Origin of the sequence: Pseudoalteromonas sp. APC 3358, assembly GCF_030408075.1 — a bacterium.
Classification (GTDB): domain Bacteria; phylum Pseudomonadota; class Gammaproteobacteria; order Enterobacterales; family Alteromonadaceae; genus Pseudoalteromonas; species Pseudoalteromonas arctica.
The window spans coordinates 20,046-43,618 of the sequence record NZ_JASDCE010000008.1 but is presented as its reverse complement, the minus strand read 5'-3'; the positions used below and the strand labels follow the sequence as shown (position 1 = coordinate 43,618).

28 protein-coding genes and 2 tRNA genes are annotated in these 23,573 nt (G+C 37.5%); 14 read left to right on the top strand and 16 right to left on the bottom strand.

Annotated features, from left to right (window positions below):
• Window positions 1–22: 22 nt before the first annotated feature.
• The 11 genes from nhaC to QL995_RS13215 all read right to left on the bottom strand — a co-directional run bounded on the left by nhaC (window position 23) and on the right by QL995_RS13215 (window position 8,526).
• Window positions 23–1,486, bottom strand: coding sequence for a Na+/H+ antiporter NhaC (nhaC, locus tag QL995_RS13265; RefSeq protein ID WP_007586912.1), 1,464 nt, complete (start codon window positions 1,484–1,486; stop codon window positions 23–25).
• Window positions 1,487–1,667: 181 nt separating this feature from the next.
• On the bottom strand, window positions 1,668–3,692 hold the full coding sequence (prc, locus tag QL995_RS13260; RefSeq protein ID WP_290294357.1) for a carboxy terminal-processing peptidase: 2,025 nt from the start codon (window positions 3,690–3,692) through the stop codon (window positions 1,668–1,670).
• A gap of 26 nt (window positions 3,693–3,718) precedes the next feature.
• Window positions 3,719–4,369 carry an RNA chaperone ProQ gene (gene proQ / locus QL995_RS13255; protein WP_007586916.1) on the bottom strand — a complete coding sequence of 217 codons (651 nt, stop codon included), beginning with the start codon at window positions 4,367–4,369 and terminating at the stop codon, window positions 3,719–3,721.
• A gap of 15 nt (window positions 4,370–4,384) precedes the next feature.
• Window positions 4,385–4,663: a hypothetical protein gene (locus tag QL995_RS13250; protein ID WP_002961910.1), complete on the bottom strand. Its 279-nt coding sequence runs from the start codon at window positions 4,661–4,663 to the stop codon at window positions 4,385–4,387.
• The gene (locus QL995_RS13245; RefSeq protein WP_290294356.1) at window positions 4,663–5,121 is read right to left on the bottom strand and encodes a GAF domain-containing protein; all 459 of its coding nucleotides are present in this window, start codon (window positions 5,119–5,121) and stop codon (window positions 4,663–4,665) included. Before QL995_RS13245 ends, QL995_RS13250 begins: the two co-directional genes overlap by 1 nt.
• Window positions 5,122–5,249: 128 nt before the next feature.
• The gene (locus QL995_RS13240) at window positions 5,250–5,630 is read right to left on the bottom strand and encodes a hypothetical protein (RefSeq protein WP_007586920.1); all 381 of its coding nucleotides are present in this window, start codon (window positions 5,628–5,630) and stop codon (window positions 5,250–5,252) included.
• A gap of 174 nt (window positions 5,631–5,804) precedes the next feature.
• Window positions 5,805–6,050, bottom strand: a complete 246-nt coding sequence (locus tag QL995_RS13235) for a hypothetical protein (RefSeq protein ID WP_165735214.1) — start codon at window positions 6,048–6,050, stop codon at window positions 5,805–5,807.
• Window positions 6,051–6,063: 13 nt separating this feature from the next.
• On the bottom strand, window positions 6,064–6,876 hold the full coding sequence (locus QL995_RS13230; RefSeq protein WP_007586924.1) for a CPBP family intramembrane glutamic endopeptidase: 813 nt from the start codon (window positions 6,874–6,876) through the stop codon (window positions 6,064–6,066).
• 118 nt (window positions 6,877–6,994) lie between these two features.
• Window positions 6,995–7,891 carry a LytTR family DNA-binding domain-containing protein gene (locus QL995_RS13225; protein WP_232783783.1) on the bottom strand — a complete coding sequence of 299 codons (897 nt, stop codon included), beginning with the start codon at window positions 7,889–7,891 and terminating at the stop codon, window positions 6,995–6,997.
• A 370-nt stretch (window positions 7,892–8,261) separates the two neighbouring features.
• Window positions 8,262–8,352: transfer RNA gene (locus QL995_RS13220), tRNA-Ser, on the bottom strand.
• An 83-nt stretch (window positions 8,353–8,435) separates the two neighbouring features.
• Window positions 8,436–8,526: transfer RNA gene (locus QL995_RS13215), tRNA-Ser, on the bottom strand.
• Window positions 8,527–8,777: 251 nt separating this feature from the next.
• On the opposite strand from QL995_RS13215, the gene QL995_RS13210 reads away from it, so the two are divergent.
• From QL995_RS13210 to QL995_RS13180, 7 genes are read left to right on the top strand one after another with little or no spacing between them, the layout of a single operon-like run.
• Window positions 8,778–9,443, top strand: a complete 666-nt coding sequence (locus QL995_RS13210; protein WP_007580214.1) for a Bax inhibitor-1/YccA family protein — start codon at window positions 8,778–8,780, stop codon at window positions 9,441–9,443.
• Window positions 9,444–9,498: 55 nt separating this feature from the next.
• Window positions 9,499–9,852, top strand: coding sequence for a sulfurtransferase complex subunit TusD (tusD, locus tag QL995_RS13205; protein WP_165735216.1), 354 nt, complete (start codon window positions 9,499–9,501; stop codon window positions 9,850–9,852).
• Window positions 9,849–10,205, top strand: coding sequence for a sulfurtransferase complex subunit TusC (gene tusC, locus QL995_RS13200; RefSeq protein ID WP_002962696.1), 357 nt, complete (start codon window positions 9,849–9,851; stop codon window positions 10,203–10,205). The genes tusD and tusC overlap by 4 nt, the downstream gene beginning before the upstream one ends.
• Window positions 10,202–10,468 (top strand): DsrH/TusB family sulfur metabolism protein, encoded by a 267-nt coding sequence (locus QL995_RS13195; protein ID WP_007580209.1) that lies wholly within the window; start codon window positions 10,202–10,204, stop codon window positions 10,466–10,468. The genes tusC and QL995_RS13195 overlap by 4 nt, the downstream gene beginning before the upstream one ends.
• 3 nt (window positions 10,469–10,471) lie before the next feature.
• A complete protein-coding gene (locus tag QL995_RS13190; protein WP_007580207.1) occupies window positions 10,472–10,801 on the top strand; it encodes a TusE/DsrC/DsvC family sulfur relay protein in 330 nt (109 codons plus the stop codon).
• Window positions 10,801–11,487 carry a pseudouridine synthase gene (locus tag QL995_RS13185; RefSeq protein ID WP_007580204.1) on the top strand — a complete coding sequence of 229 codons (687 nt, stop codon included), beginning with the start codon at window positions 10,801–10,803 and terminating at the stop codon, window positions 11,485–11,487. The genes QL995_RS13190 and QL995_RS13185 overlap by 1 nt, the downstream gene beginning before the upstream one ends.
• On the top strand, window positions 11,480–11,917 hold the full coding sequence (locus tag QL995_RS13180; protein ID WP_007580203.1) for an NUDIX domain-containing protein: 438 nt from the start codon (window positions 11,480–11,482) through the stop codon (window positions 11,915–11,917). The genes QL995_RS13185 and QL995_RS13180 overlap by 8 nt, the downstream gene beginning before the upstream one ends.
• Before the next feature lie 45 nt (window positions 11,918–11,962).
• On the opposite strand, the gene QL995_RS13175 is transcribed toward QL995_RS13180, so the two are convergent.
• Complete coding sequence (locus tag QL995_RS13175) at window positions 11,963–13,234, bottom strand: sensor domain-containing diguanylate cyclase (protein WP_169043728.1); 1,272 nt, start codon at window positions 13,232–13,234, stop codon at window positions 11,963–11,965.
• A gap of 360 nt (window positions 13,235–13,594) precedes the next feature.
• On the opposite strand from QL995_RS13175, the gene mnmA reads away from it, so the two are divergent.
• The 5 genes from mnmA to QL995_RS13150 all read left to right on the top strand — a co-directional run bounded on the left by mnmA (window position 13,595) and on the right by QL995_RS13150 (window position 18,558).
• On the top strand, window positions 13,595–14,695 hold the full coding sequence (mnmA, locus tag QL995_RS13170; protein ID WP_007580201.1) for a tRNA 2-thiouridine(34) synthase MnmA: 1,101 nt from the start codon (window positions 13,595–13,597) through the stop codon (window positions 14,693–14,695).
• Window positions 14,695–15,297: a high frequency lysogenization protein HflD gene (hflD, locus tag QL995_RS13165; RefSeq protein WP_024589171.1), complete on the top strand. Its 603-nt coding sequence runs from the start codon at window positions 14,695–14,697 to the stop codon at window positions 15,295–15,297. Before mnmA ends, hflD begins: the two co-directional genes overlap by 1 nt.
• Before the next feature lie 31 nt (window positions 15,298–15,328).
• A complete protein-coding gene (gene purB, locus QL995_RS13160) occupies window positions 15,329–16,699 on the top strand; it encodes an adenylosuccinate lyase (RefSeq protein WP_290294352.1) in 1,371 nt (456 codons plus the stop codon).
• 88 nt (window positions 16,700–16,787) lie between these two features.
• Window positions 16,788–17,939 carry a cupin domain-containing protein gene (locus QL995_RS13155; RefSeq protein WP_169043730.1) on the top strand — a complete coding sequence of 384 codons (1,152 nt, stop codon included), beginning with the start codon at window positions 16,788–16,790 and terminating at the stop codon, window positions 17,937–17,939.
• A gap of 160 nt (window positions 17,940–18,099) precedes the next feature.
• Complete coding sequence (locus tag QL995_RS13150; protein WP_169060878.1) at window positions 18,100–18,558, top strand: GNAT family N-acetyltransferase; 459 nt, start codon at window positions 18,100–18,102, stop codon at window positions 18,556–18,558.
• Window positions 18,559–18,620: 62 nt separating this feature from the next.
• Here the strand turns inward: QL995_RS13150 and QL995_RS13145 are convergent, their stop codons facing one another.
• From QL995_RS13145 to QL995_RS13135, 3 genes are all read right to left on the bottom strand, one after another.
• Window positions 18,621–19,067 carry a DUF4826 family protein gene (locus tag QL995_RS13145; protein WP_197173773.1) on the bottom strand — a complete coding sequence of 149 codons (447 nt, stop codon included), beginning with the start codon at window positions 19,065–19,067 and terminating at the stop codon, window positions 18,621–18,623.
• A 117-nt stretch (window positions 19,068–19,184) separates the two neighbouring features.
• Window positions 19,185–20,588, bottom strand: coding sequence for a M28 family metallopeptidase (locus QL995_RS13140; protein ID WP_290294351.1), 1,404 nt, complete (start codon window positions 20,586–20,588; stop codon window positions 19,185–19,187).
• Window positions 20,589–20,706: 118 nt separating this feature from the next.
• Window positions 20,707–21,099, bottom strand: coding sequence for a hypothetical protein (locus tag QL995_RS13135; RefSeq protein ID WP_024589167.1), 393 nt, complete (start codon window positions 21,097–21,099; stop codon window positions 20,707–20,709).
• 149 nt (window positions 21,100–21,248) lie between these two features.
• Between QL995_RS13135 and QL995_RS13130 the strand changes: the two genes are divergently transcribed.
• Window positions 21,249–22,046, top strand: coding sequence for a hypothetical protein (locus QL995_RS13130; RefSeq protein ID WP_290294350.1), 798 nt, complete (start codon window positions 21,249–21,251; stop codon window positions 22,044–22,046).
• Window positions 22,047–22,052: 6 nt separating this feature from the next.
• On the opposite strand, the gene QL995_RS13125 is transcribed toward QL995_RS13130, so the two are convergent.
• Window positions 22,053–22,457, bottom strand: coding sequence for a GFA family protein (locus QL995_RS13125; RefSeq protein WP_290294349.1), 405 nt, complete (start codon window positions 22,455–22,457; stop codon window positions 22,053–22,055).
• Window positions 22,458–22,705: 248 nt separating this feature from the next.
• Between QL995_RS13125 and QL995_RS13120 the strand changes: the two genes are divergently transcribed.
• Window positions 22,706–23,542, top strand: coding sequence for a hypothetical protein (locus QL995_RS13120; protein ID WP_282114601.1), 837 nt, complete (start codon window positions 22,706–22,708; stop codon window positions 23,540–23,542).
• Window positions 23,543–23,573: the final 31 nt, after the last annotated feature.

Here is a 23,573-nt window from a genome sequence, read left to right as displayed (position 1 = left end):
AGTTAAAAGGAGCTGTTTAAAATTAGGCGGATTGTTTTGGCTTAATACGTAAAATTTTAATGCCCAAGTAGGCATAAACCACCGCTAAAACAGGGTTAATTAAGTTAAAGAAAGCGTAGAGTGCATAATCAAAAGGATTTATTAGTAAAACGCTTTGCATATATGCGCCACACGTGTTCCATGGAATTAGTGGGCTGGTAATTGTACCGCCATCTTCCAATGTACGAGATAAGTTAACAGGCTTCAAACCACGTTTTTCATATTCATCTTTAAACATACGACCAGGTACAACAATTGCAATATATTGATCGGCCGCTATCACGTTAGTACCAATACACGTTGCTATTGTTGCCGCAATTAACGATCCCGTACTTTTAGCTATTTTAAGTATGCTTTTAACAAAAATATCTAAAAGGCCTGTTTTTTCCATAATGGCACCAAACATCAGTGCAGTCATAATAAGCCATGTGGTTGTAAGCATTCCGGACATACCGCCACCACTGAGTAGTGAGTCCATTTTGTCATCGCCTGTACTTATGCTAAAACCATCAAAAAACGTCGTCCAAACAAGCTTAAAATAGCCAACTAGCTGCCCTTGAGAAACATCAATTTGGCTAGCAATTAAATCAGATTGAAACAACATGGCCCAAACAGCGCCCACAACAGCACCGATAGAGATAGCAGGAAAGGCTGGCATTTTTTTAATCGCTAAAACTAAAAGTACAATTAGCGGGATTAGCATTTCAAAACCAATATTAAAGTTTTGCTGTAAAATAGCCGTTATTTCATCAATGCGCCCCGCTTCGCTTGAAGCAGTTGCGTTAAAGCCCATGAATATAAATATAATTAGTGCAATTACAAAACTTGGTACTGTCGTCCACAGCATATGTTGAATATGCTCAAATAAATCAGCGCCTACAACTGCTGGCGCTAAATTGGTTGTTTCAGACAGCGGGCTTAGCTTATCACCAAAGTACGCGCCAGATATAACAGCGCCTGCTGTAACTGTTTGTTCAAGTCCAAGACCCGTTGCAACGCCTAATAAAGCAACACCTATCGTAGCGGCAGTAGTCCAAGAACTACCTATACTCATAGCTACAATGCCACAAATTAAACAACTCGCTGCATAAAACCAACTTGGGTTTATAACTTGCAAGCCATAATAAATTAAAGTTGGTACAGTTCCAGAAAGTAGCCAAGTGCCAATTAACGCACCTACCATAAGTAAAATTAGGATAGCGCCAAGTGAAAGCGTTATACCTTCGATCATAGCTTGTTCTAATTTTTTCCATGTATAACCGTTTTTAAGCCCAATTAAAGCCGCTGCAAAAGTAGCAAATAAAAGTGCAATTTGGTTAGGGCCTGATGAAGAGTTATCACCAAATAAGTAAACTGCAGCACCAAGTAAACAAATTAATACAGAGATAGGAATTAATGCATCAAAAAACGAGGCGGGCTTGATTGGTTTGTCATCCAATAGCTTCAAAGTAGAGACTCCTAGACACACTTACTGTGTGTTTAATTATTATTTTTAGCACGTAAAGCGCATTAATTGAGCATGATTGATCTAGCTCAACTTTATGTAATCAAATATTATAACAATTTAGTAAATTTTAGGTAGTAAAAAAGGCGCTAATGCGCCTTTTTTATAGAGGTAAAACCAGTTGTTACTTCTTAGCTATACGACCATAATTAATATAATCTTGAGTAATTAATGCAGCTTCTTCCAAAAATGGGTCAAGCTCTTCAATTACTTCAGGTAAATCGTCTAAGTTTTCTACCGGATCTTTACCTAAACGCTTAAGACGTTCGTTAGTACGTACAAGTGCACGTGCTTCACCTTCATCTTTTTCTTTAATACGGTCTGCTTCAACTAAAGAGATAGTTTTACGGTCTTTCTCTTCGTTGTATAAGGTAATGTCATTAAATACATAACCAAATTCTGGTTCTGATTTAATTCGTACTTCGTGTTGTTTCTCAAGGTACGTAATAATAGGTGTTAAATTACCTAATTTTTTGTATTTCGCTTTAACAATGCTGTCCCAAGGAAGTGCATTATCTTGCTTACTTTCGCCCCACTCTGCAGGATCGATTGCTGATGGAAACGAAATATCAGGGATCACACCTTTATGTTGCGTACTACCACCGTTAATACGATAAAACTTAGCAATCGTATATTGTACGCTACCCAGCGCATTATCGTATAAATCGTAAGCGCGGCCTAAGCCTTTGTGCTGCTGTACTGTACCTTTACCAAAAGTTTGCTCGCCAATAATAACTGCACGACCATAATCTTGCATAGCTGCTGCAAATATTTCAGAAGCAGAGGCACTGTAACGGTCAACTAAAACAGTTAAAGGACCGTCGTAATAAGTTATACCATCACGATCTTTTTGCTCTTCAATACGGTTATTTAAGGTATGAATTTGAACAACTGGACCTTGGTCAAAAAACAAACCAGACAGTTGTGTTGCTTCATATAAAGAACCACCACCATTTTGGCGTAAGTCGATAATAATACCATCAACTTTTTCTTCTTTAAGCTTAGCCAGCTCAACTTTTACATCTTTCGAAAGATTATTGTAAAAGCCTGGAATTTCAATCACGCCAACTTTACTTGTTAAATCAGAGTATTTGGCTTCAAATACTTCTGATTTAGCCGCTCTATCTTCAAGTCGAATTTTATCACGCGTGATTTCAACAACTTTAGGTGCGCCGTGAGCGTCAACACCTTTTAAATACTGTAGACGTACTTTAGTCCCTTTAGGACCTTTAATTAAATCAACTACGTCATCTAAACGCCAGCCAATTACGTCTACAAATTCTTCGCCATCTTGGGCAACACCAATAATGCGGTCATCAGCTTTAATTTGATCTGTTTTATCTGCAGGGCCTCCCGGCACTAAGCTGCGAATAACAGTGTAGTCTTCATCTGGGCTTAGTACGGCACCAATGCCCTCAAGCTCTAAGTCCATATCCATTTTGAATTGCTCTGCACGACGTGGCGATAAATAAGACGTATGCGCCTCAATACTACGTGCTAGCGAATTCATAACAATTTGAAAAGCATCTTCTGAATTAGATTGTACTAAACGTTTTTCTGCATTTTTATAGCGTTTGGTCAGCACTTCTTTAATGCCTTCCCAATCTTTACCCGTCATTTTTAAACGCAGTGCGTCGTACTTTACACGCTCACGCCAAATTTCATCAAGCTCAGCTTGTGACACAGGCCATGCTGAATCTTCACGGTCAAAAAAGTATTCATCTTCTTTATCAAACGTCATTTTTTTTTCAAGTAAAGTAAGTGAATACTCGTAACGTTCAAAACGGCGTTTAAGACTTAAGTTAAAAATATCAAACGTAAAGTCTAATTTACCGGTAGTAATAGCGTTATCAAAGTCATCACGATATTGCTCAAAAGAAGCGATATCGCTGGCTAAGAAAACGCTTTTATTAAAATCAAGGGATTCGATATAACGATCGTACACTTTACTAGAAAGCTCATCGTTAAATCGAACCGGTGTATAGTGTGAACGAGCAAATAAGCTGGCCACTCGTTTGCTAGCAGTACCATGTTGACTCTCTTGCTTAAGCTGGGGTAAATCGTCAATTGTAACGGCTTCTACAGCAGCAAATAATGAACCTGAAAACAGGGCAGCAACTAACGGAATGAGCGTAAACTTTTTACTCATACACAACTCCTTAATTTATTTACAACTTAAACGATGTATAAGCTGTCAGCTTTGGTTTTAACTTGCATACCTGTCACTAATTCAACATGAACGTCATCTTTGTTCACTTCAGTGATTACTGCATTTACAAGTGCTTGGCCAAGTTTAACCTTAACCTTATTATTAACCTTGACCTCAGTTGCTGGTAAAGGTTCAATTTTTCCTGAACGTTTAACTGGCGCTGCTTTAGCAGGTTTGTTAGCTGCAGGTGCGTTTTTATCGCCTGCTTTGCTAGCATGAGCTGGTTTTTTCTTGAAAGATTTAGAATCAGAATCTTGGCGAGGACGCTGTTGTTTTTTGCGTTTTGCCATTTTAGCGCGGCTTTCTTCCAATGCTTTTTGTGCATGGTCGATATGCTCTTGCTCAACTTTTTCACCTTGATTACCATCAAGATCAATACGAAACTCTGACTTTGTCACAGCTTCTAAATAACGCCAATTAGACGTGTATTTTCTAAGCGCTTGACGAACTTGAGTCTTACTTACTTTTTCAGACCCTTCAATACGCTCAGCAATATCTTTAAAAATACCTACTTTAAGCGGCTTGATGCCATCTTTTTGTTTAAAACATTGTGGGAATTCTTGATATAAAAATTCCAACACTTCATTAATATCTTTTAGCTTGTTTGTGGTTTCCATTTTAGAACCTATTTTTCACATCTTTTCATCAAGGGACGAATCGACGTAGTGTGTTACCCAGTCGACCAACTCTTCGAAATCGGCTTCTATTACAGCCATATCACCCCGAAGGTGTTCCCAAATACCATTAATTGTTTCATCAATAAATTCACATTCTGAATCATCTGGAAGACGATCCCATGCAATATGAATTAAATCATTGAGCGTTTCCGCTACATGCTCTTCTTCGCCTTCCCAGTCGCCAACATCTTGCACAGCAAATAGGTAGTCTTGAACATTTAGCAAATCTTTCATTACAGGCTCGCCTCTAAGCATTTCACTAATGCTTCAAGGCCAGCTTTATCATCAGCATCAAATCGGCCAATACTTGGACTATCAATGTCTAGTACTGCGAATACTTTACCATGTTTCATGATAGGTACAACTACTTCAGAGTTAGACGCTGCATCGCAGGCTATATGCCCGTCAAAAGCGTGAACATCTTCAATTAATTGTGTTTCAGCGGTTGCCACAGCTGTTCCACATACCCCTTTCCCAACGGGAATACGGATGCATGCAGGATTACCTTGAAACGGACCAAGTACTAATTCAGTAGGAGAATCCATAAAGTAAAAGCCCGCCCAATTTACATCTTCTAAAGAGGTAAATAACAGCGCGCTTATGTTTGCCAAATTGGCAATTACATTAGATTCACCAGCTATCAGCGATTCAGTTTGCTTAACTAATGACTGGTAAAAATCGTGCTTTTGCATACCAAACTACTTCTTATTAAACATACAGTAGCTAAAGGTACTCTTTGTCGTGAAAAATTGGAACCTTTTGGAGGTAAAAAAAAGGAAATCGCACCGTTTATCAGCGTGCTTGGTTAATAATGCTGCGATTATTTTTTTACCGATTTGCGAAGACCAAATAAAAACAGTCCGGCTGCAAATGCTGACATAACACTATTAATCAAAAATATCTCGCCAGTTGAGGCACTTAATAAGTAACTAAATATAGCGCCACCTAACAAACCAAGCGTTAATACACCTGAATAATTAACTTTAGAATACTTAAACATTAGTAAATACCCTGGCACAACAAAGGCCGCCATCGTTAAGCCTACAATATGTGCATTTGAGATAGCAGTCATCAACAGTTGAAAAAATACGGATAAGAAATCACCCTGTAGCGTTAGTGCATAATACAATCCTAACAAGCTGCCAATAATTACCGGGGACAATAATGAAAGCGCGACGCTTTTTGCGAGTTGATGTTTCATCTAATAATCCTTAATACAGAGTATAAATTTTAATGTATTAAGCATGCACCAAGATCTAAAGCTTAGAAATAGAGACTATGGTCGTAATTTATGATTAAAAATAAACTTTATTGCAGTATGAGCCTATTAATAAATTAATAGGCTCATACGTTTGGGTTATACTTATCAAAGTGCTTATAACTGAGCTATTTTATTTGATAACTCAAAGTGGCGAGATGTTACTATTTCCTCTAGCACTGCCAATCTTTTGTTCAACATCGCTGTTTGTTCCTCTAATTTTGTTATCTTATTATTATTCAGTCCTTTAAATTTTGCTTGCGCTGCCATTATTGTAGTTTTATAAGCGAAATAACGTTTAGTAATAGTAAGAATCAAAAAGGGTGAGCTAAATATAGTTATTACAATAAATAGTTCTAGCATGGTCGTTTCCCAATCAATTTAAGTTAGCTTGTTGCGTATAAAGGCCACTTTTAGTGCATTGAAATAATTTTGATAATGTAACTTCGCGCTGCTTTCCTCGTCGAATTAGCATCTCAACATACACAATACTTAACACAATGGCTGTTGCTTTAAACAAGTTACCTTGTAGATCACCTACTGCGCCACCCGACATACCAAATATTCCGTAAGCTGCATTCATAAAAATATGCATCCACATAGGAAACCAAATACGATAACCACATTCACAATATAGCCACGCAAACCATGTACCTGCTACAGTAGTGATAGCAACCGCCATCAATGCAGAAATCGCATCATTACCTTGATAAATATGGCCTAGGCCAAATATTACTGAACTAATTAATGCCGCAGGCACAAAGCCCCATCTACAATATTTAAATAAAACACCAAACAATGCAGCCCTAAAAATTAGCTCTTCAAAAAAACCCGCATAAACTGAGCCGGTGATTATTGCTGGTATTGATAGGTTAAGTTCATCACTCAAAAATCCATAACCTATTGCCATAGGAGCACAACAAATAATTGCTGCGAGTGCATAGTTAATAAAACCAGAAGAATTAAGCCCTATAGATTCAAAAGGCTCACTTTGTTTAAACAAAATAATAGCCGCAATAACTAACGGTCCATATAAAAAAGTATATTTAGCGGGGGTAAATAAAATGCCAGTTAGATTATCAAGTTCAGACAACCAGCTAGACCAACCTTCTCCCCAAAACTGCCTCATTACATAGTGGCAAAATACAAATATAGAAATTATTACAAGTGCCTTGATAGCGTATTTCATATCTACTTTCCTCGTTAAGTTGTAAATTTCAACTTAATCTTGGCAATAGTAAAAATACAAAGCGACTTATTAGGTCTCAATTACAAGACGAGGTATAAAGCCCATGTTTTAGGGGGGATTAACATGTTTTTGGGATTAATGACAAAGCATCTTTTATTACTTTTACATAAGAACGAGACACCGGTATTTTAATATCAATTGTATGCAGCGATAATTGCAACCCTCCAGCATTACCACTGTAGTGCTGAATGTTTTGCAGGTTGACCGCATAAGAACGGTGGCATCGTAATATAATTGTATTTTCTGGAAGCTGCTTTAATAAACCGCTAAGAGATACACGTAATAGTTTACGTGAAGTTGAAGCTCCTTCCAGTATTGTTATTTCACAATAGTTGTCTGAAGATTTAATAAATAAAATATGGTGATGAGCCGTGTTAATTTCGTCGTTTTTATTATCGCCTTTAAGAGTAATTGTCTTTAATTCAACTTCTCTCAACTGCTCTTGAACGACGCTAACTGTACTTGGCTTAGTTAAATCTATTACATGCCTATTTACCACAAGTAAAAAAATAAGAGGAAATACACCAATACAAAAAATATACCCTACAAAAAGTAATTGATTCTGCCAATGCCAAGACCCAAGTACAGCAACCACAAAATACCCATGATTGAATAACGCAGTAATTAAAATATATGTGACAGGAATAATAATTAAACGGCTTAATTTACTTAGCTTAAACTTAAGTAACACTATTTCTATGAATCCTGACAATAGCAAAGCACAAAAGGTTACTAACCCATAGCCAAAAAGCCGCAGAAACTTGTAAGACTCGGTATCGCTTGAAGTGCCAAAAGGTTGAAATACAAAAAGTACAAAAAGCGCTATAAACGAAAACATGACGGCACGATATACAACTAACTTTCTCGAATCTAGATCATCTTTGAGCCACAACATCCTATTTTGCATACCTTTAATCCACCAATGTTTAAAAATAGCACACATTAATATGTGCATTCCAACTCATTTAAAATTTTTTGTGATGGTAGTTTTATTAAAAACAAAAAAAGGAAGAGAACATCAACGTTATTTAACAGCAGAAGATGGTGTGTGAGCAATTCTATCTGCTTTTAAGATTTTACTAATGAGAGATAAAACATGTAATACCAATTCACTTAATTAAGTGGTCTATTTTTAAGGCGGAAAAACGTGTTGATAGCTAGGCAAAAAATCCGCTATTAGTTGTTCTAAATGAGAATTTTTTAACGCAGGGAGCGACACGTTTAGCCCCGCAAAATGATTAAGTATTATTGCGGATTGGTATAAGTGCACTGATTTTATTCCAAACACAAAAAAGCCCGCTAAATTAGCGGGCTATTTTGTTATATGGTGGAGAGATAGGGATTTGAACCCTAGATGGGCTATAAACCCATGCCGGTTTTCAAGACCGGTGCATTCGACCACTCTGCCATCTCTCCGATACTGCTAAGTTAAAAGTAAGAGTGTACTAATAACTATTTAAATGAATGATACTTTAATTACCACACACTTATTAAATAAGTGGTGGAGAGATAGGGATTTGAACCCTAGATGGGCTATAAACCCATGCCGGTTTTCAAGACCGGTGCATTCGACCACTCTGCCATCTCTCCGCACGGCCTGCATAATAGGGAAACCCATCCCTTTTGTGAAGCTTTTTTTTTAATTAATTGTTTAAGTGCTTAAAAAACAATTAATTTGTCTAAAGTTAGAACAAAGTGTTTTTAATTTAGCCGTCAATACTCTTTTATTTAAATATTTAACTCTATTGATCTACAAAGGTTTGCCCAAACATATAAGAGTTGGTAATCTAATTTTAGTTAAATTATCGAAACACACACGTTTCACTTAAAGGAGCTCTACAATGGCGTTTAATCAATCGTACAATACCGCGAAACCGGTAATGTCTACCATTGAAACAAACAAGGTACTTAAAAACACCTACTTTTTACTAGCTATGACACTTGCATTCAGTGCTGTTACAGCCGGTATTTCAATGGCACTACAATTACCTTACTTTATGGGAATTGTGTTTACACTTGTTTCGTTCGGTTTATTATTTGTTGTAAATAAAAAAGCAGATACAGCATCTGGTGTATTTTGGGTGTTTGCTTTCACAGGTTTAATGGGGGCAGGCTTAGGTCCATTGCTTAACCATTATGCTGCAATGCCTAATGGCCCAATGCTTATTATGCAAGCGTTAGGTTCTACGGCGCTTATCTTTTTTGGTTTATCTGCTTATGCACTGAACACTAAAAAAGACTTCTCATTTATGGGTGGCTTTTTAACGGTTGGCTTAATCGTTGTGATTGTAGCTAGCATCGTTAATATTTTTGTTGGCAGTTCACTTATGTTTATGGTGCTTAATGCGGCAGTTGTATTGATCATGTCTGGTTTGATTTTATTCGATACAAGCCGAATCATTAATGGCGGCGAAACCAACTACATTCGCGCAACAGTGTCTTTATACCTAAGCGTATATAACTTATTTACGTCTTTACTTGCTCTACTTGGCGCAAGTGATGACTAATTAAATAGTTCTGTTAAAATAGCCCCTTAATTGGGGCTTTTTTATTGGAATTGTTTTGTCACGTTTTGTTCTTTCATTACATACACCACCATCCGATCACGATACAACGCAAAGGTTAGTTAAGTTTGCGAATGCATGTTTAGCCCAAGGGCACACCATTGATGCTGTTTTTTTATACCAGCAAGGGATTTATCATGCATCTACCCACTTTGATTTATCCTCAGACGAACTTCAAATTTCAGCACTTTGGCAGCAACTCGCCGATCGAAAACTAAATTTAATGCTGTGTGTTACCGCCGCTGAAAAACGCGGGTTAGATATTAAAAACACAGGTGTATTTGCAGTCGCAGGGCTAGCTGAATTTGCAATGCTTGCAAGCGACGCTGATAAATGGGTGCAATTTAAATGATAAACGTATTAGTAATGAGTCAGTGCAGTCCATTTGACGATTTAAATATTCGTGATGCACTTGATATGACATTGATATTTGCTGCCGTTGACCAAAATGTGAGTTGGTTGTTTAGCGGCCCCGCCGTTTTGGCTTTAAAAAAGCATCAACAACCAAACAATATTGGATTAAAAGATTTTTTTAAAAATATTAAAACACTCGAAATTTATGATGTTGAAAACATTTTCGTGTGTGAAAAATCATTGCTTGATTATGGTTTAAATAAACATGATCTACTCATAGAGGCAAAAGCTCTTAACTTTAGCCAACAGCAAACATTAATTAAAGCGCAGCAACATGTGGTGAATTTATGAGTACATTACATATTTTTTCTAAGCCGCTTAACTATTATTCGGCAAATCAGCTAGAGAACTTAATTTTATCAGACGATAACGTGCTACTTGTTGGTGATGCCTGCTTTGCAAAAAAACAATTTAGGCAATTTGCAGATACACTGTTAATACTTGAACAAGACGCGCAAGTACGTGCAATAAAATTAACAGATAACGATAAAGCCATTAGCTATGAAGACTTTGTAGCACTCACTTTATCAACTAATCAATCAATTACGTGGTAACTCATGCTTGAATTTAACAACCAACAGATTGAAACCGACAAACAAGGCTACTTGCTTGACCATACTTTGTGGTCAAAGGAGCTTGCACCTGTAATTGCTATCCAAGAAAACATTACCCTTAGCGTTCAACACTGGGAAGTCATTAACTTTGTTCGTGATTTTTATATTGAATATAACACCAGTCCAGCAATTCGGATGCTTGTAAAAGCAATGGCTAAAGCACTCGGTGAAGACAAAGGAAACAGCCTTTATTTATATAAATTATTCCCTAAAGGCCCTGCTAAGCAAGCAACAAAAATCGCCGGATTACCAAAACCAGCTAGGTGCATATAATGAGATCTAAATCAGGCAATAATCAAGTAACTGAATCCAAGCCAAAAAGAAGTACAGGCCGTACTTATTCTCGCAGTGCACTTAACAAAACGCCTTCAGGTAAAAGAGAAATAAAGCCGCAAATAGCATCTAAAGACAGAAAAATTGTGTTATTCAATAAACCATTTGATGTGCTATGCCAATTTACAGATGACGCAGACAGAAAAACTCTCGCTGAGTTTATACCTATTAAAGAAGTTTACGCAGCAGGAAGATTAGACAGAGACAGTGAAGGTTTATTACTTTTAACAAACTGTGGAAAATTGCAAAATACCCTAACGGCACCTGATAAAAAGACGAATAAAACCTACTGGGCACAAGTTGAAGGTGAACCAACAAGTGAATCAATTAATGATTTATGCAATGGCGTAGAACTTAAAGACGGGCTTACACTCCCCGCTAACGTTAAAATAATTGATGAACCTACAATTTGGACGCGTAATCCGCCTGTACGAGAGCGAAAAGCAATCCCTACCACTTGGCTAAGTATTACAATTAATGAAGGTAAAAACAGACAGGTTCGTCGAATGACCGCGCATATTGGCCACCCTACACTTCGCCTTATTCGCTACAGTATTGGCAACTATACGTTAGATGATATTAATTGTGGTGAATACAAAGTAATTAAGGGCGTAGTTGATGCATAAACCGCATGTAACAGTTGCGGCAATAGTAAAAAAGCAAAATGAGTTTTTACTTGTAAAAGAGCGCGATAAATTTACACAGCAGGTTTGTTACAATCAACCTGCGGGTCATTTAGAGCAAAACGAAACGCTTGCACAAGCTGCAAGCAGAGAACTACTTGAAGAAACTGGTTTAGCGCTTGAGCCAGTCGGCTTTTTGGGTGTGTATAATTTGCATGCCGAAAATGGAGTGCACTATTTACGATTCTGCTTTTTATTTGAAGCGCCTGATAATATAAAAGCGCCAACGCCAATAGATACCGACATTATCAGCGCTAACTGGTACACATTAGAGCAAACAAAATCACTACCGCTTAGAAGTCCTTTAGTATTGAAGTGTATTAACGACAGCCTGAATCGACCAGTATTAAGCCTAGAAACTATTTATAATTAGCTATATTGGGGAGTAGCTTAAATAAAATAATTAACTCTATTTTATTTACTCTGAGCTTAGCGCTATACAGTTACGCCCTTGTTTTTTAGCATAATACAGGGCGTTATCAGCGGCTTTTACAAAGCTGATTTCATCACTATTTGTATAGTCACTGATGGTATTAATACCCATACTTATAGATAAAAATCCGGTAAAGCTATCCTGGTGTGCAATAGCTAAGCTTTCTACAGCTTTTTGTATTTGCTCAGCTATAAACAACGCCCCTTGCCTATCGGTTTGAGGTAATAAAACAACAAATTCCTCTCCCCCATAGCGAGCAACAAAATCTTCTGGGCGACTAACCGTTGAAGCAATTGTTTGAGCCACATCATATAAACACGTATCGCCCGCTACATGCCCATACCGGTCATTAAATTGTTTAAAATGGTCAATATCGATAATAATCATCGATAGCATGCCTTCGCATTCTTTTGCTCGTTCGTACTCATGCGTTAGTTTTTCATCAAACCGACGCCTATTTGCAATTTTGGTTAATGCATCCAAAAAGGCCATATCCCTAAGTATATCCTCTGCTTCTAAACGCTCTGTAGCATCATTAAAAACAGCTAAAAACTCTTCACCTATATCAATTCCTGAAATTTCCATCATCACTTGTGAACCATCACGACAAGAAACTCGATAGTTATTTGCGGGTATATCGTTATTATTATTTAGCGCCTTTTCAAGTGAGTCTTGCCACAGATCTTTTACAAGTGCTCTATATTGCGGATCTGGATACGCTTTTTCCCACCACGATTTAAGATTAGGTACATCCTCTACCGTATAACCAAAAACATCTACAAAGCGTTGATTAACTTTTAAAATATCACCCGTTTTGGCACACACATTACATACCGGCATTGGCAAAACGGTAAATAATCTAGCGTAATGACTTATCTCATGCTTGCGCATAGGGTTGAGCGTACTTTGAGGTAAGTAACTCATTGGCATATCACTTTTTTCAATACTAAGCTTTTCGTCCATTTCTAAAGCAAAATACCATTCAAGCCACCAATGCTCTACACGCTCAAGCACCTTTAGCTCAATGTTCTTTTTAGCGGTTGAGCCCTTAATTAAGCTAAATAACTCATGTACATGATTTGGTTCTTGGAAAATGTGAGGGTTTTTGAGTTTTATTAACTCATAAAAAAGGTGATAGGCTGACTTTTTAAACTCTGTCGTTTTACTGGAGAGTAATTCACTATCCACAAAATCAGATTCGTTTGTGTAGTGTTCAACTAAAGAATTTATCTTGTTTATTTGATAGGCGTAATTCATATATTCATTCCATTAACTATATATCAAGCGACTTAAAGTGGTTTACATTCATATACTCACCACTATTTTTATTTTATTAAGTGTATATTTACTCTAGTAGTTTTAAAAGAAAATACTATTAATAAAACTCAATAACTACATGAATTATTCTATAGTCTTAATTTATTAGTAAAGATCACTTTAATATTACTAAAGTTACAGCCTGATAACGCGCTTAAGTCTAGTTTGCTATTTGTTATATAAATAAAATACTGACTAATTCCCCTCTTTGCGCCCTTAGTCTCTTTAAGCACAAACAAAATACATGCTATAATCGCGGCCTTTCCAAGTTAACAGCAATCTGTATAAGCGAAATTATTCATGAGCGAAAATAGTCACATTAAAGTCATTGTTGGCATGTCCGGCGGTGTTGATTCTTCTGTATCTGCATATTTATTACAACAACAGGGCTACCAAGTAGAAGGCCTGTTTATGAAGAACTGGGAAGAAGACGACAATGATGAATACTGTGCTGCTGCTGATGACTTAAAAGATGCACAAGCAGTGTGTGATAAGTTAGGCATTGAGCTTCACACTGTTAACTTTGCAGCAGAATACTGGGACAACGTATTTGAGTACTTTTTAGCTGAGTACAAAGCAGGTCGTACACCTAACCCAGATATAATGTGTAACAAAGAAATTAAATTTAAAGCCTTTTTAGAATTTGCTGCTCAAGCACTCGGTGCTGACTTTATTGCAACGGGTCACTATGTTCGCCGTGAGCTTCGCGATGACAAATACGTAATGTGTCGCGGACTTGATAACAATAAAGATCAAAGCTACTTCTTATATACTTTAAGCCATGAACATATTGGCCAAACGTTATTCCCTGTAGGCGATATCGAAAAACCAGAAGTACGCCGCATAGCAGAAGAACAAGACCTAATCACTCACGATAAAAAAGACAGTACAGGTATCTGCTTTATTGGTGAGCGTAAATTTAAAGACTTTTTACAAAAGTTCTTACCAGCACAACCTGGCGTTATCGAAGACACAGACGGTAACAACGTAGGTGAGCACGAAGGCTTAATGTACCACACACTTGGACAACGCAAAGGCTTGTTAATTGGTGGTATGAAAGAAGGTTCTGGTGAACCATGGTACGTAGTAGATAAAGACCTTGAGCGAAATGTACTTATTGTGGGCCAAGGTAAAGATCACCCTCGCCTATACAGCAACGGCCTTAACGCAAACCAACTTCACTGGGTAGACCGTATTGGCCCTAAAGGCACAACTCGCTGCACAGTAAAAACGCGTTACCGCCAAGAAGACTTAAGCTGTACCCTACTTGTAGGTGAAGACGGCATGGCCCGCGTATTGTTCGACGAGCCACAAAAAGCAGTGACGCCTGGTCAATCTGCCGTATTTTACGCAGAAGATATCTGTTTAGGTGGCGGTATTATTGATTCGGTGATTAAGTAATGAATGAACACCAAGTCATGGCGCTTGCCGCCATGTGCCAGGCTGCTAAACAAGTTCAAAAAATTGCCCAGTACGGCAACAATAACGAACATGATTTAGAAATCTTACTTTCAAGTATTATTCAAACATCTCCGGCATCGCCAGAAGATGTTTACCAAGGTACTGACAACTTACGTGATGGTTACAAAACATTAATGGCGCAGCTAACCGCAGGCGCTCAAAAAGATGTTGAAATTGTAAAGTACGTAGGTGGTTTAATGCAGCTTGAGCGAGCACTAAGTGCAAACGACAAAAGCTTAAACGAATTAGGTAAACGAATTGATGATATTCATCGTCGTTTAGACCACTTTGCTATTACCGATGAGAGCGTTGTTGCCGGTTTAGCAGATATATACTCGTCGGTGCTGAGCCCCCTTGGGCACCGAATACAGGTTTATGGTAAACCCGAGTTATTAAAACAGCAGCTCACTCAAAATAAAATCCGTGCGTTATTACTCGCCGGCATTAGAAGTGCAGTATTATGGCGACAAATGGGCGGTAAACGCCGTCACTTTTTCTTTGCAAAAAGAAAAATACTCGCCATTGCTAAAACAAAAATTTAACTATCGTTCAAACTAAAATTTAGGAGTTATTATGGAGCTTTCAGCGTTAACGGCTATCTCTCCAGTGGATGGTCGCTACGGCAGCAAAACCACTGAACTACGCAGTATTTTCAGCGAATTTGGCTTAATCAAATACCGCGTAATTGTTGAAGTGCGTTGGTTGCAAGCGTTAGCTGCAGCAAGCGATATTAAAGAAGTACCTGCATTTAGCGAAGAAGCTAATGCACTTCTAAACGCCATTGTAGATAACTTCAGTGAAGCTGATGCACAACGCGTTAAAGATATAGAACGCACTACAAATCACGATGTTAAAGCGGTTGAATACCTACTAAAAGAAAAAGTAGCCGATAACAGTGAGCTTCATGCAATAAACGAATTTATTCACTTTGCTTGTACTTCAGAAGATATTAACAATCTATCTCATGGTTTAATGCTAAGCGAAGCGCGTAAAAATGTTTTACTTCCTTATTGCGATGAACTTTTAAGCGCAATTAAAGTTAAAGCAATTGAATACAAAACAATCCCAATGATGACTCGTACGCACGGACAACCAGCTACACCATCAACTATGGGTAAAGAGTTTGCTAACGTATATATGCGTTTAAAGCGTCAACGCGGGCAAATTGCACAAGTAGAGATGCTAGGTAAAGTTAACGGTGCTGTAGGTAACTACAACGCACACCTTAGCGCATACCCAGATTACGACTGGCACACACATGCAGATAAATTTGTATCAAGTTTAGGCTTAACACTAAACCCATTTACTACACAAATTGAACCGCATGACTATATTGCAGAGTTGTTTGACGCAATTGCACGTTTTAACACTATATTGTTAGATTTTGACCGTGACATGTGGGGTTACATTGCCCTTAATCACTTTAAGCAAAAAACAATTGCAGGCGAAATTGGCTCATCAACAATGCCACATAAAGTTAACCCAATTGATTTTGAAAACTCAGAAGGTAACTTAGGTTTAGCAAACGCTATTTTTGCTCATCTTGCACAAAAATTACCCGTTTCTCGCTGGCAGCGTGACCTTACTGATTCAACCGTATTACGTAACCTAGGTGTAGGTATGGGTTATGCAATTATTGCATACCAATCAACACTTAAAGGTGTAAGTAAGCTTGAAGTTAACGAGCAACGTTTAGCTGACGAGCTTGATCAAAACTGGGAATTACTAGCCGAGCCGATTCAAACGGTTATGCGTAAATATGGTATTGAAAAGCCATACGAAAAACTTAAAGATTTAACACGCGGCAAACGTGTAAATCAAGAAATAATGGCTGACTTCATCGATGGTTTAGACCTTCCTGAGCACGCTAAAGTAGAAATGAAAAAACTAACACCTGCTAATTACATTGGTCGTGCTGTTGAGTTTATTGATGATTTAGTTTAAAAACTAAATTGCTCTTTTAAAAAGCGAAAGGATCATCCTTTCGCTTTTTTTGTTTTAACCCCATTGCACTAACTAGTAGGCATAATGTATGTATCAATTAAAAATAAATAATTTGTCTGAGCAAGAGTTTTTAAGCCATTTTTGGCAAAAAAAGCCGCTTTTAATCAAACAAGGTTTTGCTAATTTTCAAGACCCGCTTGATGCTAATGAACTTGCCGGCCTAGCAATGGAAGAAAGCATAGAGTCGCGTATTATCACCAATCATAAAAATGATTGGCAAACGCACCAAGGTCCATTTGAAGACTTTGAGCAGTTAACCGACGATCACTCCACTTTACTCGTGCAAGCAGTTGATCACTGGCATAGCGATGCTGCACAACTGCTAGAACCATTTAGGTTTATTCCCAACTGGCGCATAGATGATTTAATGATCAGCTATTCAACGCCTAATGGTGGTGTTGGTCCACATTTAGACCAATACGACGTATTTATTATTCAAGGCGAAGGTAAACGTCATTGGCGTGTAGGCTTACCCGACCCAACACTTAAGCAGTTTGCTCAAAACAAAAAGTTACTGCAAGTTGAACCTTTTGAAGCCGTAATTGATTGCATATTAGAACCAGGCGATATTTTGTATATTCCACCTGGGTGCCCTCACGAAGGTTACGCTGTAGAAAACGCACTAAATTATTCAGTTGGTTTTAGAGCGCCAAATCAACAAGATTTATTGTCGAGCTTTGCCGATCATATTATTGATACCGAAAGCGGACAAAAACGTTATACCGATCACAACATCACACTAAGAAAATCAAAAGGTGAACTTACAAACCTTGAAGTTGATAAAGTTAAAACACTGATGGCGGCACTTTTAGAAAATGACGATTTATTTAAACAATGGTTAGGCTCAACGCTTAGTCAGCCCAAACATGAAATGGATTTAGCACCAGTAGAACCTCCATTTACACCTGAGCAAATAAGCGATGATTTAAGTGATGAAGAAACTGTGTTTGAGCGTTTAGGTGGCACGCGTGCTATTTATCAGCAACTCGATACCGAAGTGTTATTAAGTGTAAACGGTGAAAATTACGCTATGCCATTAACTGACTTAGCGGCGGTAAAACTACTTACCGATAATACTGAATTTGAAAGTTCAGCATTAAATTTAACAAACCCAAGTTTAGTTTTTACTCAAACTTTTACTACACTTGTTAATGAGGGGCTTTGGTTTAATATAGACTAAGAGTAATAATACCAATTTTATTAATAATGGTGAGCATTTTGCAGCGTAAAATATTATGTATACAGGTTAGTTAAAAATTTTAATTTTCACCTGATATTGGCTTAAATAATTTTGCTGTGATTGCTTACTCATTTTAATTGGCTATCAATAGGAGTTTGCAATGGGCTATCTGGTTGATAAGGTTGAATGGGATATAAAAAAAGATATGCTACAAAAAATTCGAGAGCGAGTTTTTGTTTACGAGTTACATATCCCCAAGCACATCGAATTTGATAGCCTAGATAAAATTGCATTACATGTACTTGTTACAGACGATGCAAACTGCCCTATTGCAACAGGTCGGCTGTGTACAGATGGCTTAATAGGCAGAATAGCGGTATTACCCGAGCACCGTAATCGCAAAGTATATAAATCGCTTCTCAACTTTATTGTTGAATTAGCTTCCAACCAAGGTATAGAAGAAGTAAGCATTAATTGTATTTTAAATGAGGTAGAGCGTTTTAAGCGAAATGGCTTTATTCAGCAAGGAAATGTTTTTATGGAGGCGGGAATTCCTAGGCAACGTATGCAATGCCCTGTTTCAGCGTTTAATACAACTCCCTTCACACTTGTCCATTAGATAAAGAAAAGGGCAATAAATAAGCTATCACCCTCTACTTTTTTACTTAACCCAAACTGTAGTTACTTTGGTTCATTTGCCCATAGTGGTTCATTATCATACATTTCGTACAAGCCATGTGCTCTATTTATAAGTAAGTTAGCAAAATCTACCTGCGTTTTATCACGCGCGCCTGTACTCATAATTTGATCCGCTTTTAATTGCCACTGCAAAGAAAAATAACGCATTGCATCGCGAGCATCTGTAGCTGCACTTACTTCAGCATGATCTGTAGGTAAGCGCCCTGTTACTACCCAATATGTTTTACCGTTTTGGGCTTTAAATTTCCACATTGCACAAAGTGGTGCTAAAAATCGGCTGTCTTTATCAACTACTGATTTTGGCATAATGCCTTTTTCGGCTAAATATTTTTGTGCTGCTTGAAAACACTCGCGTTGCCATACAACACGTTGTTGATCTGCTAAGGCTTGCTCTTGTGCTGTTAACGATTTTTTTTCTTGTTGTTCCATGTTTAGTAACCTTTTACTTCTTTTTTTACACTCTAAGGGCTTAGTAAATAAGGTGCAAGTATAAAACGGCCATTTGCACTTTAAAGCCTTCTGTTTGCTGTGTTTTTAGCCAAATTGCTATTTTATATTGTGATCAAACGAACCTACATCGCCCGGAAAAACTACTGGAGACTCAATACCGTCTTTACTAACAGAGGCTACACCAAAGTAATAATTATCAATCACTACGTTTTTAAGTGTGTACTGTGAAACCTTACCAACGTATTTACTAAACTGCCATTGCGGCTCGCTCGTGTAACGCCAATAAATTTTATAGCCAGCAATATTTTCATCACTGCTTTCTTGCCAAGAAAACGACGTATCAGCTGTAACAGCGCCCTTTATTTTAACTTCTTTTGGCGGTGCGGGTGCCCACGCCATAGACGCCATCGTTACCGCATTAAGTGAAGTTAACTTAGCCGTATAATCAAAATCAACACCTTCAATGGTATCGCCATACTCAACACCATTTTCAGTGCGTAAATCTTGATGCTGACGATCGTAGTGCTCGTTAGTTTCCATAATACGCACCGCTGCAAAACCTGCATCATTAAATGGACGATGATGCCCACCACGGCCAAATCTATCTAATCGATATACAAGCATTGTATCTAAATTAGGAATGTATCTGTCAGCAATAGTATCTATGTAGCGAGCTAAATTACGACTCGCAGAATCGACTTCACCACCTGTAAAGCGCCGAGTATTAGCTTGCTCTTTTGTTTCTACAACACGGGTACCTTCTGAAAATATACGTGCAGTCGTGTTATTAGTTACCCCATTAATACCGGTAATATTGCCAATCATATCGTTGTTTAAAACGCCATGAACTTGCCAGTTATGCTTTTGTGCATAAGCCGTTAATATTTTACCGCCAAACAAACCTTGCTCTTCGCCCGAAAGCGCCGCGTAAACTACCGAACCATTAAATTTGTATTTACTTAAAACACGAGCTGCTTCTATTACTCCTGCAACGCCCGATGCGTTATCGTTAGCACCCGGTGAATCACTCGTAAAGTCCATAACATCACTTACACGTGAATCTATATCACCCGACATCATTACCATGCGATTCGGCTCGCTCGACCCACGTTGAATAGCCACTATGTTAACCACTTCAACAGGATTAGGAATGCGTTTTTCGCCCGATATAGTGTCCTTTACTTCAATAATTTCCAGACAACCACCACACTGCACAGATATTTTTTCAAATTCTTTTTTTATCCAACGCCTAGCCGCACCAATACCTCGCGTATCCGATTTAGTATCTGAAAGCGTATGGCGAGTACCAAAATCAACTAGCGTTTGAATGTCACTACCGATACGGGTAGCCGACACTTCACTTGCTATATCGTGTAACTTTTGTTGGTCGGTATATTGTAATTGCGTTTCACCATGTGCTGATAATGCAAGTGTGCAAGCGCCTGCAATTGCAGTAAATTTGAGTAACGTTGTTGTGACTTTCAAAGGTGTTTTAAGCATCTATTAGCTCCTAATTATTATAGTGTAACCATTACTTAACTAAGATTTTATGGCAATACATTTGAGGTAGATGTAGAAAGGAGCACGCTAAAGCGCAGTTATAGTAATACTTAGAGAGTTAATTGAGTCGTACAATCAACATAATACCGGTCATAGGAATTAACCCAAACATCCACAGCTTTATTCCTAAAATATATTTTTTAAAGCTCCCTTTATTTATACAAGATCTAACTCTACTTCTATAACCGTTAAAATCACCCAAAATTAAAAACACAATTCCAATTACTATTGCGTAAAATAGAGCACCAATAAGTAAAGGGTTTTGCTTAAAGGTACTGATTATTTTATCTAAGTAGTGAATGTCAAACGTCATAGCTAAAAGAAAACTATATACAGTAGATATCATGGCTAACAATGCTGCAGCATTGATGGCTGTATTTTTATTTCTTGAGTCTAATTTTTTCATCCACTGAGCACACACAAAATGAACAGCGCAAATAAATGTTCTCATTTTCAATCCTTGAATAACGTCTAACTAATTAATAGCTAATACAATATTATATTTAGAGGTTAAATTACAAACCTTGTTACACAATAATCTATTTAAAAATGTGTTTTTCGTGGCACACTGTCATTGTGTATACATTAATAGTTTAAGTTATGCGTCAGCTAAAAGAAGATACAATTAAAAGTAACCTTATTGAGTCGCAGCAAAGTGCATACGGCCCCGTATGCGTGTATCAAAATAAAGAATATCGTTGGTTAACGCTTGCACAAAAAACCAATGAAGACATTACAATTCAGGGCGTTATGAACCTTATACACCCAGAGCAAGTAATAGTACCGGTAAACCAGTGTATGATGTTATTTTTACTTAAACCGGTAGATACACTAAATATATTAAATTTAGGCTTGGGCACTGCAGGGTTTGAGCGAATTATGTATCACTTACAAAGTAATACGCCTTACATAAACACCATCAATACATTTAACACGGTAGAAATAAACCCAAGCATTGCCTTAATTGCTGCCCAGCACTTTAAGTTACCAATTAAGCACAGCACCTATTTACAATGCGCCGAGCAATATATTACCCAATGCTCTGATCACTTTAACGTAATCACTATCGATATTTTTAGTGGTGAATATCACCAGTCTTTTTTAACCAGCGATAGCTTTTGGCAAAATATAAATCGCTGCAGTGAGCAAAATACGCAAGTAATCATTAATTTAAACCCACAAACTGGCCAAGAGCTGCAAATGCTTTTAGTACTTTTAAGGCAACATTTTAAGTGCTTAGGGATAATAGAGTTTAACGAATACAAAAATATAGTGATCATACTAAGCCAGCAAACATTAATGCACATAAACGTTGATGAAATACAAAACTCACCTGTTTTTATAAATTTTGCACCAAACCTTTATAAAAGTATTAACAGCATTTACCACATTGAGTAAAACGCGTTACCGTCCAGGTTCATGTTTTTCATAGCACGGTAAGCTTGTTTCTAACTTCTCCCAGTTAGCTTTAGACGTAACAAAATTATGCGATAAAACCTGCTCAGTAATATCGCTATCAAATATTCCTAAACGAATTCGTATTCTACTTTTGTCATCATTATTGCGACTATAAACCGGCGAGCCACAACATTTACAAAAGTAACGAGTACGCCCTACTTTAAAACTATACTCGCTAAGTAGTGCCTGCCCTTTAGTTATTGTGAAGTCATCTGTATTTACAAAGCCATTAGTTGCAAATGCAGTCCCGCTGTTTTTTCTGCACAGTGAACAATGACAATGAATAATGCTGGTTATACTGCCCGACACTTCAACGCTTACCTCACCGCACAAACACGAACCCGTATACATATAACATCCTAACTATTAAATTATTTTAAACTCAGCTGAAATTTGCTGAGTTGATTTAATGGATAAGTTTACTGGTTAATTTTTTGAATGGAATAATAATTTTTGTATCTTCGCAGTTCCCACGCCATTACCTATTTTTTAATGATTGACATAAAAACATTAAATTGGTTACATAACCTTTACTTTAAAGTTATAGCCAAAACAATAATTGGTTAACCAAAAAAACCTAAACTTACTGAGAGCCAATTATGCATTTTAAACACATGTCACTTTTATGTTTGTTAAGCGCGTTAGCGTCGTGTTCAACCATTTCTAAAAACACGTCAAGCGATTGGCTACTTATTGATGACTTTGAAAATTCACTTAGCAAGTGGCAAAGTGTCGATACGCAAAATGAAACTAAGCCACAGGTTAAAAACCCACAAATAACAGTTATACAACCAGAACAAGCATCTGCATCAACAAATCATTATTTACTAAAAAAGCCTGCGGCTGAGGGCATTGTAGGAAATCGTAAAGCACTTTCTTATACAAAACTTCCACAAGCGGTGGAAGTTGGCGACACCTACACATTTTATATACGTATAAACGTCGCTGCGTTTCCTAATAATCATGCTTTTGGATTAAGCAACCTCACGCCAGAGCTAATTAATAAACATGCGTACGATGCGTTTGAGCCAACACTTCGCGTAACCGATAAAACAGAATCAAACGGGCTTGTAAACGATGGCGCTTTAATGGTTAAAACCGACGGCGGATATAGCAACATTCAAAACTACACTACCAAACAGTCAGCTAAACCTCTGCAAACAAATACCTGGTACGACGTATGGTATGTTGTTAATAACGCAGCAGCCTCAGAGCAAGGTCAGCAATATGATGTTTACGTAAAAGGGGGTGAATTTAGCAAGCAAACACTGGTGTATAAAAATGCACAATTTAGAATGAAGCGCGAACAACCTCTTATATATTTTTTAGCTAACTGTAATACAGGCCCAATTAAAAAGCCTTACGGAAATGGTGGTCTCAGATATGACGATTTATACATGAGCAAAGGTACAAACCTAAATAACCCAATGCTATAAAGTCAGTGAAGTTTTTTTAAGTGTTCTTTTA